Source organism: Paraburkholderia sediminicola (assembly GCF_046026855.1).
Lineage (GTDB): Bacteria > Pseudomonadota > Gammaproteobacteria > Burkholderiales > Burkholderiaceae > Paraburkholderia > Paraburkholderia sediminicola_A.
Genome location: NZ_JAQQET010000042.1, coordinates 24,609 through 40,487, shown reverse-complemented (window position 1 = coordinate 40,487; position 15,879 = coordinate 24,609). Strand labels below are relative to the sequence as shown.

Here is a 15,879-nt window from a genome sequence, read left to right as displayed (position 1 = left end):
ATCCTTTTTCTCAGTCGCGCTTCAGCCAGATACGCCGGAAGGCTCAGCCGCGCTATCGGCCCGCTCCGGCCAGAGCCACGGATGCGGCGACGCGCGCCGGTAACCTTCCGCTCCCATCAGCAGGTCCAGCGTGAGACTGGCGAGATCGTCCGCGAACGGTTCGAAATCGTAGTCCTTCGACTGAATGCCGATCTTCCGGTAAGTATGGCATTCGTCGCACGACTCCGCCTTCAAAAACGCATTCCTCGTATCGGCTTCCCGGGTGGCTTCGTCGGCGTCCTGCGAGCCGACGGCATGATAGGCAATGCCCTTGGTCGAGTCGCAGGTCGAACATTTCGAACGGACCATGTGCCACTCAGTCGCGCACAGGCCGCATTGCAGGTAGCGGTAATTGTCATATGTGCCGCCTACGCGCACCATGCTTGCGACTGGATGCGATCCGCATACGGGACACAGGCCGAGCGTCTCGATGTACGGCACTGCGCGCTTGTCGATATCGGCGGCGAGGTCAGTCCACACCACTTGTAGCGCGGCCATGATGAACGGTGCGCTCGCAGGATCGACTTCCCCGAAGCGTTGCGCGAAGATCGCGTCAGCCTGAGTATCGAGGGTGGCTTGATCGAGTGTTCGCAGCTTTTCAATGAGCGCTTCGAGCGGCGGCGTGAGCGGACCCGCGGCTTTCACCTTGTCGAGCAATTGACGCAAAACGTCGTGCCACGCCGGATCGCGTACGCCAGAGAGCGCCGGAATCAGCGGCATGGAATGCTGTTGCGCGCTCGCGATCAGTTCGGCGCTGGGCGGCTTCGCCTTGAAGCCGGTGATCACGGCTTGCTGCGCATCTGCCAGCACGGCCATCAGGCGCAAATAGCCGGCAATCGGATTGCTGCGCGCCGCGAGCTGGCGCAACCGCGCGGCGCGCGCCGAAAAGACCACCAGCCGTTCCGGCGTACGGATGCGGGGAATCGCGGTGTGATCGAGCGACTCGATATCGCCGGCTTCAAGAATGCGTTGAACCAAAGTATCAACCTCTAAAAACTGCGCTGAAAACTGAAGAACCGCCGCAGTTCATCGAACGCGCGCGGCGGCTCAAGGTGCGGTGCGCGGCAAGTTGCGCCGCGCTTCTTAGCGATCCTACTTGCCGATTATTTCCTTGAACCAGTTCGGATGATGCTTTCTCGCCCAGCCGTAGGTCACGGTACCACGCGTCATCGCCCCGATCGATCCCTTGATCCACAGCGCCGCATAAATATGCACGACGATTCCCACGATCAGCACGAAGGCAGCAGCCGCATGAACCAGTGCTGCGAGGCGGATGACCTCGATCGGGAAATAGAACGAGAAATAGCGCCGCCAGATCACGATGCCGCTCGCCAGCAACAGCAGCAGGCAGATCACCATGGTGAAAAATAGCAGCTTTTGACCGGCGTTGTACTTACCGATCGCGGGGAGCTTTTCCTCGCGATTGTTGAGCACGTCGTCGATCTGCCTCATCCACTGGATGTCGGCGCGGTCGAGATAATTGTGGTGCCAGAAACGCAACGCAAGAATCAGGAACGACAGGAACATCACGCAGCCGACAAACGGATGCAGAATTCGCGTCCATTGCCCGCCGCCGAAGATCGCGTAGAGCCACGACATCGCCGGATGAAACATGGCGAGGCCGGAGAGCGCCAGCAAGACGAACGTGATGGCGGTGATCCAGTGATTCGTCCGTTCATTCGGCGTATAGCGCTGGATCAGACTGTTACCCTTCACGTCTTTCAGCACAACGTGCTCATGGTTTTCAGCGTGCTTCATCGGATGCCTCCTGCGAACGGCGTGCTTCATCGGCTTCGTGCTGTGCTTCGGCTTCGTCCGCCTCCGTCACCTCGTTCGGGCCGACGCGCGTGTAGTGGAAGAACCCCGCCAACGCGGCAAACGCGATGCCAGCCAGCGCCAGCGGTTTCGCCAGCCCCTTCCACAGATAAACCATCGCGCTGATCTTCGGATTCTGCGGCAAGCCGTGATACAGATTGGCTTTGTCGGCGTGATGGAGCACGTACATCACGTGCGTGCCGCCCACGCCGGCAGGATCGTACAGACCCGCGTTCTGGAAACCGCGCTCCTTCAGATCGACGATCCGATCCGCCGCCTGCTGCTTCATGTCCTCCTTGGTGCCGAACATGATCGCGCCGGTCGGACAGGTTTTCACGCACGCCGGTTCCTGACCGACAGCCACGCGGTCCGAACACAGCGTGCACTTGTACGCGCGGTTGTCCTTCTTCGAAATGCGCGGCACGTTGAACGGGCAACCGGTTATGCAATAGCCGCAGCCGATGCAGTTTTCCTCATGAAAATCCACGATGCCGTTCGTGTACTGCACGATCGCGCCCGGCGACGGGCAGGCCTTCAGACAGCCCGGATCTTCACAGTGCATGCAGCCATCCTTGCGGATCAGCCACTCGAGATCGCCTTCGGTGTTCTCGTATTCCGAGAACCGCATCACCGTCCACGAATGCTCAGTGAGATCCATCGGGTTGTCGTATACCCCGTGATTGACGCCCACCTCGTCGCGCAGATCGTTCCATTCCATACACGCTGTCTGACACGCCTTGCAACCGATGCACTTCGACACATCGATGAGCTTGGCGACCGTTCCCGTGACCGGCTCGCGGATTTGGGTCTCCGGCACGGTGGTAGCCGAGAGGCGTTTGATATCCAGTGATTGCAGTGCCATCTCTTTTCCTTATGCCTTTTCGACCTTCACAAGAAACGACTTGAATTCCGGTGTTTGCGAATTCCCGTCGCCTACGGAAGGCGTCAGCGTATTGACGAGATAGCCCGGCTTCGCGAGTCCCTTGAAGCCCCAATGCAGCGGCAACCCGACTGTCTGGACCTTTTTCCCTTCGATCATCAGCGGCTTGATCCGCTTGGTTACGACCGCCACGGCAATGATGTGCCCGCGGTTGGAGGACACCTTGACGCGATCCCCCGCGACTACGCCCACCTCCTTCGCCAGATCCTCGCCGATTTCCACGAACTGTTGCGGCTGCACAATCGCATTCAAATGCGCGTGCTTGGTCCAGTAGTGGAAATGTTCGGTCAGACGATAGGTGGTCGCCGTATGCGGGAAGTTCTCATGCGTGCCGAACGCGGCCCGATCGTCCGGGAACACGCGCGCCGCCGGATTGCTGACGACCGCCTTGTTGTCCGGATGCAGCGGGTTGTAGCCGAGCGGTGTTTCAAACGGTTCGTAGTGCTCGGGGAACGGCCCCTCCACCAAACCGTCACGCGCGAAGAAACGCGCGACGCCCTCAGGGTTCATGATGAACGGATTCATGCCGTTTTCAGGCGGTTCGTCGACCTTGAAGTCAGGAATATCCGCTCCTGTCCACGCCTTGCCGTTCCACGCGATCAGCTTGCGCGTGGGATCGAACGGCTTGCCACCGACATCGCACGAAGCACGGTTGTACAGAATCCGCCGGTTCGCAGGCCACGCCCACGCCCAGTTCAGCGTATTGCCGATGCCGGTCGGGTCGGAGTTGTCGCGGCGCCCCATCTGGTTGCCCGCCTGAGTCCATGCACCGCAGAAGATCCAGCAGCCGCTTGCGGTGCTGCCGTCGTCCCGAAGCTGCGCGAAGCCCGCCAACTGCTCGCCCTGTTTGGCGAGCACCTTGGTTTTGTCGGTAGCGTCGGTCACGTCAGCCAGCGCTTTGCCATTGAACTCCATGGCGATTTCTTCAGGCGTCGGGCTTTCCGGGTCCGAATACGGCCAGCTCATGTTGAGAATCGGATCGGGATACTTGCCGCCGTTCTCCCTATAAGCCTTACGAATGCGCAGCCAGAGCCCTGACATGATTTCCAGGTCGCTCTTCGATTCGCCCGGGCCTTCCGCGCCCTGCCAGTGCCACTGCAGCACACGGCTGGAACTGACCAGCGAGCCGCGCTCTTCCGCGAAACACGTGGTCGGCAGCCGGAACACTTCCGTCTGGATCGTCGCTGGATCGACGTCGTTGAACTCGCCGAAGTTCTTCCAGAACTCGGAGGTTTCAGTGGCGAGCGGATCCATGATGACGAGCCACTTCAGCTTGGCCAGACTCGCGCCGATCTTCGCCTTGTTGGGCGCCGCGGCGAGCGGGTTGAAGCCCTGCGCGATGTAGCCGGTCATCTTGCCCTGGTTCATCAGCTCGAAGACCTGCAGCATGTCGTACGACTTGTCGAGCTTCGGCAGATAGTCGAAACCGAAGTTGTTCCCGGCGGTCGCGTTATCGCCCCACCACGACTTCATGAAGCTGACGTGGAACGCGCGGTAGTTACGCCAGTAGCTGAGCTGGTTCGGACGCAACGGCTGGGTTGCGCGCTTCTTGATGTACGCGTCGAAGTCCTGCTCGGCTTCCATCGGCAAAGTCATGTAGCCTGGCAACAGGTTCGACATCAGGCCGAGGTCGGTCAACCCCTGGATGTTCGAGTGACCGCGCAACGCATTCATACCGCCGCCCGCAATGCCGATGTTGCCCAGCAGCAATTGCACCATCGCGCCCGTGCGGATGATTTGCGAGCCGACCGAGTGATGCGTCCAGCCGAGCGCGTACAGGATCGTACCGGCGCGCCCAGGGACGGCCGTCGATGCCAGCATCTCGCACACCTTCAGGAATTTTTCCTTTGGCGTGCCGCAGACTTTTTCGACCTGCTCGGGCGTATAGCGCGAGTAGTGCTGCTTCATCAGTTGATAGACACAGCGCGGGTGTTGCAGCGTCGGATCGACTTTGGCAAAGCCGTCGTCGCCGAGCTCGTAATCCCACGAACTCTTGTCGTAGCTGCGCTTATCCGCGTTGTAGCCGGAATACAGGCCATCCGTGAACGAGAAATCCTCGCGCACGATGAACGGCATATCCGTGTAATTTTTGACGTACTCGTGCTGAATCTTGTCGTTGGTGAGCAAATAGTTGATCACCCCGCCCAGGAACACGATGTCCGAGCCGGTTCGAATCTGCGCGTAGTAGTCCGCGACCGATGCCGTACGCGTAAAGCGCGGATCGACCACGATCAACCTTGCCTTGCGATGCGCCTTCGCTTCCGTAACCCACTTGAACCCGCACGGGTGCGCCTCGGCTGCATTGCCACCCATTACCAGAATCACGTCCGCGTTCTTGATGTCGACCCAATGGTTCGTCATCGCTCCACGGCCAAACGTCGGGGCAAGACCTGCCACCGTCGGGCCATGTCAGACACGTGCCTGATTATCGAATGCGAGCATGCCAAGACTGCGAACAGTCTTGTGCGTCAAATATCCCACTTCATTACTACCGGCCGATGCAGCGAGCATGCCGGTGGTCAGCCAGCGGTTGACCTTCTTGCCGTCTTCCGTCGTCTCGACGAAATTGGCATCGCGGTCTTCCTTCATCAGCTTGGCGATACGGTCTAGCGCGTCTTCCCACGAAATCCGCGTCCATTCATTCGATCCAGCCGCGCGGTACTCCGGATACTTCAGACGGCTCGGACTGTGAATGAAGTCGATCAGGCTCGCGCCCTTCGGGCACAACGTGCCGCGATTCACCGGGTGATCGGGATCGCCTTCAATATGGATGATGCTGGACTTTGCGTTCTTGGCGTTGTCGCCAAGTCCATACATCAGGATGCCGCAGCCCACCGAACAGTACGGGCAGGTGTTGCGGGTTTCAGTTGTGCGCGACAGTTTGTACTGACGGACTTCGGCTAGCGCGGGTGCCGGAGAGAAGCCCATGAGGGCCAAACTTGATCCGGCGAGCGTGCTGGCGGAGACCTTCAGAAACTGTCGCCGGGACATGTGGGTCATGTAATGGCCTCAGCTTTTTTGGGGATACTAAAATCGATTATAGAAGCCGATATGAAGTCCTGCAGCGAGACTGTGCATCTGAATGACATTGTCAAATATGAAGCGTCACAGCCGATTTCAACGAAGCCGGTGGGTGGCCGCCGTCCTGCGCCACGCGCGAACAACCGCCATAATGCGGTCATTCGAAGCCCGAAATCCGCTCCACAATGACCGATACCCTCCCTGCCGCAAGCCATTCACCCCGCCTGACCAGCCTGTCGCACGGCGGAGGCTGCGGCTGCAAGATCGCCCCCGGCCTGCTCGCCGATCTGCTCAAGCGCAGCGCGCCGCTGCCGTTCTTTCCCGACCTGCTGGTCGGCAACGATACCGCCGACGACGCGGCTGTCTACAGGCTCAACGATGAGCAGGCGATCGTCGCCACCACCGACTTCTTCATGCCGATCGTCGACGATCCGTTCGATTTCGGCCGCATCGCCGCAACCAATGCGCTGTCCGATGTCTATGCCATGGGCGGCAAGCCACTCATGGCGCTGGCGATTGTCGGCATGCCGATCAATGTGCTGCCGCACGACGTGATCGCAGCGGTGCTGAAGGGCGGCGAGTCCGTCTGCGCCGAGGCCGGCATTCCGCTCGCTGGCGGCCATTCGATCGATTCGGTGGAACCCATATACGGCCTTGTTGCGATCGGTGTGGTCGATCCGCGCCGGGTCAAACGTAATGCCGGTGCGCAAGCGGGCGACGTGCTGATCCTCGGCAAGCCGCTGGGCGTGGGCGTACTGTCGGCGGCATTGAAAAAGGACCGGCTCGATTCAAACGGCTATGCCGCGATGATCGCGGCCACGACCAAGCTCAACCGGCCGGGCGCGGCGCTGTCCGCGCTCGGCGGCGTGCACGCCCTCACGGACATCACCGGTTTCGGCTTGCTGGGTCATACGCTGGAATTGGCGCGCGGCTCGAATCTGACCGCCCGCGTGCGCTATGCGGATTTGCCTTGGCTGCCGGGCGTGCTCAGCTTTGCGGAGGCCGGCATTTTCACCGGTGCTTCGGGGCGTAACTGGGACGCTTACGGCAAAGACATCCTGTTGCCGAATTCATTGCCGTCGACTGCCCGCACCCTGCTCACCGATCCGCAAACCTCGGGCGGTCTGCTGGTTTCGTGCGCGCCGGAAGCGGTCGACGAGGTACTCGCCCTATTCCGCGCCGACGGTTTCGACGAGGCGCGCGTAATCGGGGAAATGGTCAGCGGAGAAAAGCGAGTCGAGGTGATCTGACCAGCAAGTGGGGTTTGTGGGCGAGGCAAGGCGCACGGTCTGGAAGCGGGGCTGAACGGCCCGCCAGCCGGCATTCACGGAGCATGCGATAATTTCGCTCCTCCCGCCGGTTCGTTTCGTCCGTAAGCCCTTGAAAAACCTACTCGTCCGCCTCGATCAAGCCGGTGATTTCGATGAAATCATCGATGTGCGCACGCCTCTCGAATTCGCCGAAGACCACATTCCCGGCGCGCTCAATGCGCCTGTGCTGAGCAACGAAGAGCGGGTTCTGGTCGGTACGACTTACAAACAGGTCTCGCCGTTCGAAGGCACGCGGATCGGCGCGGCGCTGGTTGCGCGCAATATCGCGCATCACCTGGAAACGACTTTTGCCGACCGGCCACGCAACTGGCGGCCGCTGATCTATTGCTGGCGCGGCGGGAAGCGCTCAGGTTCGGTCACAACACTCTTCAATATGATCGGCTGGCCGGCACGTCAGCTGGACGGCGGCTATAAAGGCTATCGGCGCGCAACGCTGGACACCCTCGACTCATTGCCGAAGGCATTCAACTACATCGCGCTGGTAGGCCCGACAGGCAGCGGCAAGACACGCCTGCTCGAAGCGCTGAATCAGGCCGGTGCGCAGACGCTGGATCTCGAAGCGCTGGCGGCCCATCGCGGCTCGCTGCTCGGCGCGTGGGCAGGCGTTACGCAACCGTCGCAGAAGCGCTTCGACACGCTGCTGGTGAGCGCCCTGCGCACGTTCGATCCCAAACGGCCGGTATTCGTCGAAGCGGAAAGCCGGCGGATTGGTTCGATTTCGCTGCCGCTCGCGCTCCTCGATACGTTTCATCAGGGCGCCTGCGTCGACGTGTTATCGAGCCACGAAGACCGCGCGGCGTTCCTGCTGCACGACTATGCGCATCTGTTCGACGATCCGGAATCGTTGAAAACGCAACTGCAGAAGATGATCGGCCTGCATAGCCGGGAGCGTGTTACGGGCTGGCAACACCTCGTCGATGAAAATAGCCGGGCTGAACTCGCCCGCGAGCTGATCGAACGGCACTATGATCCGGCATACGCACGCAGCAGCCATCAGCATTTCGTCCACCTGCCGCGTGCGTTGCAAATGAATTTTCGACCCAACGACGCCGATGTCGTGGAGCAGGCACAAGCACTCCTCGCTCAACTCGATAACAGCGCACTCGCCGTCATCTGATCCAAAACTAAAGTTAAGACCATCCATCATGCAATCAACCCTTCGGCAGCCCCGAGTCGCCCTTGGCTGGATCGTGTTTCTGCTGATCGCCGTCGCCGGCCTCTTCTATGTGAAGTGGTTCCCGTACTACAACCGCGCCTTCGTCGCCGCGAGCCAGCACTCCATCGGCAAGTCGATCCTGATGGGCACGTCGTCGAGCGCGCCGGCGGCGTCGTGGCAGGCGGCCATCGATTACGCGCTGGCCTACGGCAAGGCGATCTGGCAAGCCATGGTGCTGGGCCTTCTGCTGGGCTCGGCGGTGCAGGCGTTGATTCCGCCACAGTGGGTCGCGCGTGCGCTCGGCCGGAGCGACTTCAGCAGTGTGGTGAAGGGTGGCCTGATGTCGTTGCCGGGCATGATGTGCACATGCTGCGCGGCGCCGGTCGTGGCCGGCTTGCGCGCCCGTCAAGCCGCACCGGGCGCGGCGATCGCGTTCTGGCTGGGTAACACGGCCCTCAATCCGGCCACGCTGATCTTCATGGGCTTCGTGCTCGGCTGGCAATGGATGGGCTTGCGGCTCGCCCTGGGCCTCGTGATGGTGTTCGGACTCGGCTATCTGGTGAACCGTATGGTCACCCCGAAAGAAGCCGAAGCGTCGCGCGAAGCCATGGCGCAACTGGTCACCCGCGACGATCCAGGCACCGCGTTCACGCGCTGGGTGAAGATCCTCGGAACCATGACGCTGCGGCTGATTCCTGAATACATCGTGCTGGTGCTGATTCTCGGCGCAGCGCGGGCATGGCTGTTTCCGCACATCGGACCCAGCATCGATAACAGCCTGCTGTGGATCATTGCGTTGTCGATTGCCGGCACCTTGTTCGTGATTCCGACCGCTGGCGAAGTGCCGATCATTCAGGCCATGCTCTCCTTCGGCATGGCCGCCGGACCGGCTGGCGCATTGCTGATGACGCTGCCGCTGATCAGCGTGCCATCAATGGCGATGCTCGGCCGTTCGTTTCCCAGTCGCGTGCTGACGGTGGTGACGCTGGCAGTGGTGGCTTGCGGGGTGGTCAGCGGGTTATTGGCTATTGCTTTGGGCTTCTAAACGATGAAACGTATTGCAGCATTCTGTCTAACGAGCTGGTCGGCCGCGGGCCTTCTCTACTTCGGACAGCATTCGGTGGCCCTGATCGTCATCAGTGGGGTCGTCGCGCTAGCCGGCTTCGATCTGCTCCGCCCTTGAGGGGATCAACGAGACGGCTTAAGTCGGACGAATCGTCGGTGACTCGAGCGTCATCCTGCGACGCGCGCCGATCAGCGCGGCGAGCGCCGTGCCGATCCCCAACGCGAACAGGCACGCCGTAGGCACCAGCATCGGCGCGACATGGCTGTGTGCCACCTTGCCGACATAAGGCATCAGGTTCTGCCCGGCAAAGCCGCCGAGATTGCCAATCGCGTTGATCGCCGCCACGCTAGCCGCGGCTCTCGCGCCCGAAAAGAACCGCGGGGGCAGCGACCAGAAACACGGATAGAGCAAGGGAATACATGCTCCGCCAAGGCACAGCGCGGCGAAGCGCATCGACGCGGTCGGCAGGACGAGGCTCGACGCGAAGCAAACGACGCCGATGCCGGCCACCACGCTCATCGCCTTCAGGACGACACGCTCACGCTTGAGCTTGCCCGGCAACCACAGCAGAAGCAGCGTCGCGAGCGCCCACGGAATCATGTTCAACACACCGTTCAGCGACGACGACACGCCGTCGCTTTTCAGCAGCGTCGGCATCCAGTAGGTCACCCCGTACAGCGACGTCGACATCAGCATGTACGTCAACGCGAACATGAGAACCTTCGGATCGAGCAACGCGCCCCAAGGCCGCGTCGCTTTAGCGTCATCCGACGCTTCCCGCTTGAGCGCGGCGATGACGACGTCTTTCTCCTGCTGCGAAAGGAACGGCGCATCCTTCACCGAATTCGGCAAATATTTAAGCGCGACGAACGCAATCAGAATGGCAGGAATGCCGGTGGCGATAAACACCCACTGCCAACCCGCGAAGCCCCCCGTGCCGCCCAGCGTCAGCAGAAGACCGCCGACCAGCGAGCCCAGCATGTTGGCAAGCGAACTGCCCAGCGTGAAGAACCCCAGTACTTTGGTGCGATAGCTTTGTGGGAACCACTGCGTGAGGTAGTAGATGACGCCGGGATAAAAACCGGCTTCGGCAACGCCCAGTGCGAAGCGAAAGGAATAGAAGACGGGCAACGAGCGCGCGAACGCCATCAGCACCGTGACCACACCCCAGGTCATCATGATGCGTGCGAGCCAGGTCCGCGCGCCGAAACGATGCAGCGCCAATGTGCTCGGCACCTCGAAGATAAGGTAGCCGATGAAGAACAGCGAGGCCCCCAGCCCGTATGAAGCTTCCGTCATGCCGAGGGCGTGCACCATCTCCAGCTTGGCGAAACCGACGTTCTGGCGGTCGATAAACGAAATCAGAAACATGACGATCAGAAGCGGCATGAGCCGCCACGCCATCTTCTTCATTACCTGCTGCTCAAATCCTGCCTGCGTCGACATGTCTGCTCCGGGTTTCGCCGGCCGCCATCGACACTCGTCTCACGGCACAGCAGCCGCTACGTCGAGAAAACGGCCAGATATGATGTAGTCATATATATGTTTATATGAATTGGCATTGGACGCCATGAGGTGATACCCGAATAGGCGCGTACCGTCCCAGCGATCCTGGCGGCGCTGTGTTCAAGAAACGGTGGGTAAGGCTGAGGCTGAGGCGCACCAGCAAGCGCGGGACCGATCAAGATAGACCCCGTCGCAGCCGATGAAGCGAGGCCTGATACAGCGCGATCGATCACACGCCGAATCAGCCCTGCGGTATTCCAACGGGCCGCTGGCTCAGCGAATTTCCACCTGGTACTGAAACGCCGTGGCGGCCCCGCGCGTGCTGCGCCATTCGAACGGCGTACCCGCAAAGTCCGACGCGACACGCTGAACCTGAATGACGGGGCTGCTGAGTTTCACATCGAGAAGCGAGGCGTCGTCGGACGTGGCTTGCTCTACTTTTAGAATTTCCGTAGCGGACGCCACGATCTGCCGGCAAAGGCGCTCGTACAACGGATACAGCAAGTCCTCGAAATCACCGAGCGGCAACGTGGCCAACGGTTCAAAACGCCCGCGCGGCAACCAGATTTCTTCAGACAGAACCGCCTGACCTTCGATCAGTCGCACACGCGACAGGTGGATGGCTTTCTCGGAGCCTTTCATCCGCAAAGTAGAGCGAATTTCTTCGCCAGGCTTCACGATTTCACGCTTGAGCACGCGCGCTGTCGGCCGCACCGGCTCACCGCTGCGCGACTTGAAACGGAAGAAGCGAAACAGCGACGAATCGAAACGAGGCCGGCGAATGAACGTGCCCTTGCCCTGGCTACGCGTAAGCACGCCGTCGACAACGAGCAGATCAATTGCCTTACGAACCGTTCCAGTGGAGACGTTATAGAACTGCCCCAACTCCGCCTCTGTGGCGATGGCTTCCTCCAGCGCCCACTCACCTGCGGCAATGCGGCCAACCAGGTCGTCACGCAATTGCTGATAACGGGGCAACCGACCATCCGGCTTGGTCACGAAAGAGGCCGCTTCCATAGTAATCATATAGTTGTTCAGAGGAGTAACTACTGTACAACATCCCGCGGCGGCGGCGTGAGCAAGGGTTAATACTCAATGACTTTTCATGGTTTTGCGGCCACCATTCATACAGTCATATATATGACTACATGATAAGCATGACGGAGATGGCTATGTTCACGTGGTACAAGCAGGGCACGCCCCTCGAACGCAACACCTTTTGGGGGTGCTTTGCGGGTTGGGGGCTCGACGCGCTCGACGTGCAGATGTTCACCCTCGCCATTCCCGCGATCATTGCCGCGTATGGCATCGACCATACGCAGGCCGGCGCGATCAGCAGCGTGACGTTGATATCGTCGGCACTCGGCGGCTGGATCGCAGGTGCGTTGTCGGACCGCATTGGGCGAGTCCGGACGTTGCAAATGACGATCCTCTGGTTCGCCGGCTTCACCTTTCTCTGCGCGTTCGCGCAAAACTTCCCGCAACTCCTGATTCTCAAGGCGCTGCAAGGATTCGGATTCGGCGGCGAGTGGGCCGCAGGTGCCGTACTGATGGCGGAAACCGTTCGTACCGAACACCGCGGCAAGGCGATGGGTGCCGTACAAAGCGCCTGGGCGGTTGGGTGGGGCGCGGCCGTGCTGGTGTATGCCGCGACGTTCTCCTGGTTGCCGTCGGACACTGCATGGCGCGTGATGTTCGCCGTCGGCCTGGTGCCGGCGTGCCTTGTTCTATTCGTACGCCGCAATCTGAAAGAACCGGTACGCATTGCGCCTGCAAGCACAGCACCCAAGGTCTCGGTGCTCGGGCAGATAACCCAGGTCTTCCAGCCGCGTGTGCTCCGGACCACCATAATCGGCGCCGTGCTAGGCACCGGCGCTCATGGCGGGTACTACGCGATCATGACCTGGCTGCCCACCTTCCTTGCCAAGGAACGGCACCTGTCGGTCCTGAACACCGGTGGCTATCTGGCGGTCGTGATCGTGGCTTTCTGGTGCGGCTGTATGGCAAGCGCCTATCTGCTCGACCGCATTGGCCGCCGGCGCAACGTCGCCCTCTTCGCGTTCTGCTGCATCGTTACGGTTCTCGCCTATGTGATGCTGCCGCTGACCAACACGCAAATGCTCGTGCTGGGCTTCCCACTCGGCTTGTTCGCCGCGGGCATCCCGGCAAGCCTCGGACCGCTTTTCAATGAACTGTATCCGGCCGACATGCGCGGCACGGGCGTCGGATTCTGCTACAACTTCGGACGGATCGCCTCGGCGGGCTTTCCTGTCCTCGTCGGCTACATGAGTCATTCGATGTCGCTCGGTATGGCGATCGGCATCGACGCAGCCATTGCTTACGGCCTCGCAATGATCGCTGTGTTGCTGCTTCCCGAGACGCGCGGCAAACGTCTGCGTGGCGTGGTACCTGAATCTGCGCCCGATGCCGCCGACAATGCGCGATTGACCCTGGACTCGCCGCGGAGCTGACCATGAGTGCGCCCGCCTCCTCCCTCACCCAGTTTCACTCCTGCCGCGTGGACACTCACGCGCACGTCTTCCAGCGAGGCTTGCCGCTCGCGGATAGCCGACGCTACGCACCTGGCTACGACGCAACGCTCGACACCTATTTGCAACTGCTGGACACGCACGACATCGGGCACGCGGTTCTGGTACAGCCGAGCTTTCTCGGGATAGACAATCGATACCTGTTGGGAGCACTGTCCCGAGACACACGCCGCTTAAGAGGCGTAGCGGTCGTCGCGCCTGATGTTTCCGAGGAAGAGTTGGTCGAACTGCATGGTCAAGGGATAACCGGTATACGGCTCAACCTGATCGATCAGCCATTGCCGGATCTGGCAGCGAAATCATGGACACCCTTGCTCGAACGATTGTCAAGACTGGGTTGGCACGTCGAACTACACCGGAATGCGCGGGACCTGGCGCCGATGCTCGACCGGCTGCTGGAGGCCGGGGTACCCGTGGTCGTCGATCATTTTGGACGACCCGACCCTGAGAAAGGAATTCACGATCCCGGCTTCAAAACGTTGCTCGGGTATGGCAGAACTGGCCGCGTGTGGGTCAAGGTCTCGGGCGCCTACCGATGTGCGCTTGCCGGTTCTGACTTTGTGCATGAGGCGACGAGTCGGCTTGTCGAACACTTCGGCGCTGAGCGGCTGATGTGGGGAAGCGACTGGCCCCATACCCAGTACGAACAGGTGATGAACTACGGCCAGTCGTTATCGACGCTATTGGAACTCAGCCTGGACGCAGCGGTGGTCGACGCGATTCTATGCACAACCCCTGCCTCGTTCTACAGCTTCGAGCAGGAATCCGGGAACTGCAGCGTGTCGACAACGACGGCGCTGCAGCGCGCTTCCTGAGCGAAGCGACCAGGCCAAAGTCCGCCGCGCCTCGTCGGCGACGGCGGACTGCTTCTTCAGGCTAGTGGCAGCACGCTTTCGGCCAGAGAGCGATCAGCTCTGCGCCAGCGCAGCCGAACGGGCTGCGTCGCGCGCCCCCTCCTGATGCATACGTGTGATCAATCCCAGCGCGCAGAACAGCGTAATCAGCACATGCAAAATCCCCAGCGCGACAACTGAAAGAATCGATCCGGTCGCGCCCAGCAGGTACTGTCCGAGAATCGGCGTAGTACCGGCGAACACCATTCCGCAAATCTGATAGGAAAGCGAAATACCGGTGTAGCGCACCTGAACCGGGAACGACTTCGCCAGAATGCCGGCCATCGCGGCGTAGTACAGCGAGTGCGGAATCGAGGCGAGTGCCATGCCCAGCATCGCCAGTTTCGTCGAGCCGGTGGCGATCAGCGAGAACATCAGCGGCAGTGCAACGATTTCAGGTACCAGCATGTAAATGACTGCTTTCTTCAGGTCCATTTTCGTGGCGAGTACCGCGCCGAACGGCTGCACAATGAGTTGCACGATGATCGCGCCGGTAATCACCGTGAGAAACTGCGTGCGGTCGAAACCGATGCTCGTTACCGCCCACGACAACGCAAAAGTCGTTTTGAAGTAAGTTGCCGACAGGCCGATCACGCAGGCGCCCACGCCCATCGCCACCAGGCCTTTATGGTTGCGCAAGACTTCGCCGATTGGCAGTTTCGCGACCTGGTTCCTGTCCTTCAACTCCTGCATGGCCGGCGACTCTTCAACGCTCATGCGGATAAACATGCCGACCACCACCAGCAACGCTGAGAACAGAAACGGAATGCGCCAGCCCCACGTCATAAACTGGTGATCGGGCAGCATCGAAGTCAGCAGGAAAGCCACGGTCGCCAGCAGGTTGCCCGCAGGCGAGCCCTGCTGCGCGAAAGCGGAATAGAGAATCTCCTTGCCCTTCGGCGCGTGTTCCGACGACAGCACCACGGCACCGCCCCACTCACCGCCCATCGCAATACCCTGCATCAGACGGAGCAGAATCAGCAACGCGGGCGCTAATAGCCCGACCTGGTTGTAGGTGGGCAGCAGACCCATGCCGGTCGTGCAACAACCCATCAACATCAGCGTGATGATCAGCGTCTTCTTACGGCCGACCTTATCGCCGAGGTGACCGAAGATGATCCCGCCGATCGGCCGCGCCAGAAAGCCGACCCAGAAAGTTGCGAACGCCGCGAGCGTGCCGGCCAGCGCCGAGGTTGTCGGGAAGAAGATCTTGCCGAGCACTAGCGCCGCCGCCGTGCTGTACGCATAGAAGTCATACCATTCGATCGTTGTCCCAACGAATGATGCAATGCCCGCTTTGCGGGCATTTCGGTGTTGCGTTTCGAGCGTGAGCGCCATCGTGGTACGTCTCCATTTTGTGTCGCGAATGCACGAGACGGACTCAGCGTCCGCTCATCGCTTTTGTTCGCATAAAGAACTTACTTTCCTTTAGCGAACAGAAAGCGCGACTATAGGGATCGCTCCTAACGGGCGTCAATTAAGGGATTACCCTGAAACCACTCCATAGCAGGACATCAGGGCATAGGTGTATACCCCGCACCCTATTGCCATCGTGTTATCGAA

Annotated in this window: 12 protein-coding genes; 5 read left to right on the top strand and 7 right to left on the bottom strand. The window is 60.6% G+C overall.

Going from position 1 to position 15,879, the window contains the following annotated elements; genetic code table 11:
• Positions 1-21 precede the first annotated feature (21 nt).
• From fdhE to fdnG, 4 genes are all read right to left on the bottom strand, one after another.
• The gene (fdhE, locus tag PQR40_RS33770; RefSeq protein WP_408240266.1) at positions 22-1,017 is read right to left on the bottom strand and encodes a formate dehydrogenase accessory protein FdhE; all 996 of its coding nucleotides are present in this window, start codon (positions 1,015-1,017) and stop codon (positions 22-24) included.
• A 114-nt stretch (positions 1,018-1,131) separates the two neighbouring features.
• On the bottom strand, positions 1,132-1,797 hold the full coding sequence (locus tag PQR40_RS33765) for a formate dehydrogenase subunit gamma (RefSeq protein ID WP_408240263.1): 666 nt from the start codon (positions 1,795-1,797) through the stop codon (positions 1,132-1,134).
• Positions 1,784-2,716 carry a formate dehydrogenase subunit beta gene (gene fdxH, locus PQR40_RS33760; RefSeq protein WP_408393563.1) on the bottom strand — a complete coding sequence of 311 codons (933 nt, stop codon included), beginning with the start codon at positions 2,714-2,716 and terminating at the stop codon, positions 1,784-1,786. The genes PQR40_RS33765 and fdxH overlap by 14 nt, the downstream gene beginning before the upstream one ends.
• Positions 2,717-2,725: 9 nt before the next feature.
• A complete protein-coding gene (fdnG, locus tag PQR40_RS33755; RefSeq protein WP_408393565.1) occupies positions 2,726-5,794 on the bottom strand; it encodes a formate dehydrogenase-N subunit alpha in 3,069 nt (1,022 codons plus the stop codon).
• A 206-nt stretch (positions 5,795-6,000) separates the two neighbouring features.
• On the opposite strand from fdnG, the gene selD reads away from it, so the two are divergent.
• From selD to PQR40_RS33740, 3 genes are all read left to right on the top strand, one after another.
• Positions 6,001-7,065, top strand: a complete 1,065-nt coding sequence (selD, locus tag PQR40_RS33750) for a selenide, water dikinase SelD (RefSeq protein WP_408336094.1) — start codon at positions 6,001-6,003, stop codon at positions 7,063-7,065.
• Positions 7,066-7,195: 130 nt separating this feature from the next.
• Positions 7,196-8,263 (top strand): tRNA 2-selenouridine(34) synthase MnmH, encoded by a 1,068-nt coding sequence (gene mnmH / locus PQR40_RS33745; protein ID WP_408393567.1) that lies wholly within the window; start codon positions 7,196-7,198, stop codon positions 8,261-8,263.
• Positions 8,264-8,291: 28 nt separating this feature from the next.
• Positions 8,292-9,347 (top strand): permease, encoded by a 1,056-nt coding sequence (locus tag PQR40_RS33740; RefSeq protein WP_408393570.1) that lies wholly within the window; start codon positions 8,292-8,294, stop codon positions 9,345-9,347.
• 156 nt (positions 9,348-9,503) lie between these two features.
• On the opposite strand, the gene PQR40_RS33735 is transcribed toward PQR40_RS33740, so the two are convergent.
• The gene (locus PQR40_RS33735; RefSeq protein ID WP_408336088.1) at positions 9,504-10,814 is read right to left on the bottom strand and encodes an MFS transporter; all 1,311 of its coding nucleotides are present in this window, start codon (positions 10,812-10,814) and stop codon (positions 9,504-9,506) included.
• A gap of 333 nt (positions 10,815-11,147) precedes the next feature.
• A complete protein-coding gene (locus PQR40_RS33730; protein WP_408336364.1) occupies positions 11,148-11,891 on the bottom strand; it encodes a GntR family transcriptional regulator in 744 nt (247 codons plus the stop codon).
• Between the two features lie 155 nt (positions 11,892-12,046).
• On the opposite strand from PQR40_RS33730, the gene PQR40_RS33725 reads away from it, so the two are divergent.
• Positions 12,047-13,345, top strand: a complete 1,299-nt coding sequence (locus PQR40_RS33725; RefSeq protein WP_408510773.1) for an MFS transporter — start codon at positions 12,047-12,049, stop codon at positions 13,343-13,345.
• Between the two features lie 2 nt (positions 13,346-13,347).
• Positions 13,348-14,238, top strand: coding sequence for an amidohydrolase family protein (locus tag PQR40_RS33720; RefSeq protein ID WP_408336085.1), 891 nt, complete (start codon positions 13,348-13,350; stop codon positions 14,236-14,238).
• A 93-nt stretch (positions 14,239-14,331) separates the two neighbouring features.
• Here PQR40_RS33720 and PQR40_RS33715 read toward each other — a convergent pair whose 3' ends face one another.
• Positions 14,332-15,654 (bottom strand): MFS transporter, encoded by a 1,323-nt coding sequence (locus PQR40_RS33715; RefSeq protein ID WP_408336082.1) that lies wholly within the window; start codon positions 15,652-15,654, stop codon positions 14,332-14,334.
• Positions 15,655-15,879 lie beyond the last annotated feature (225 nt).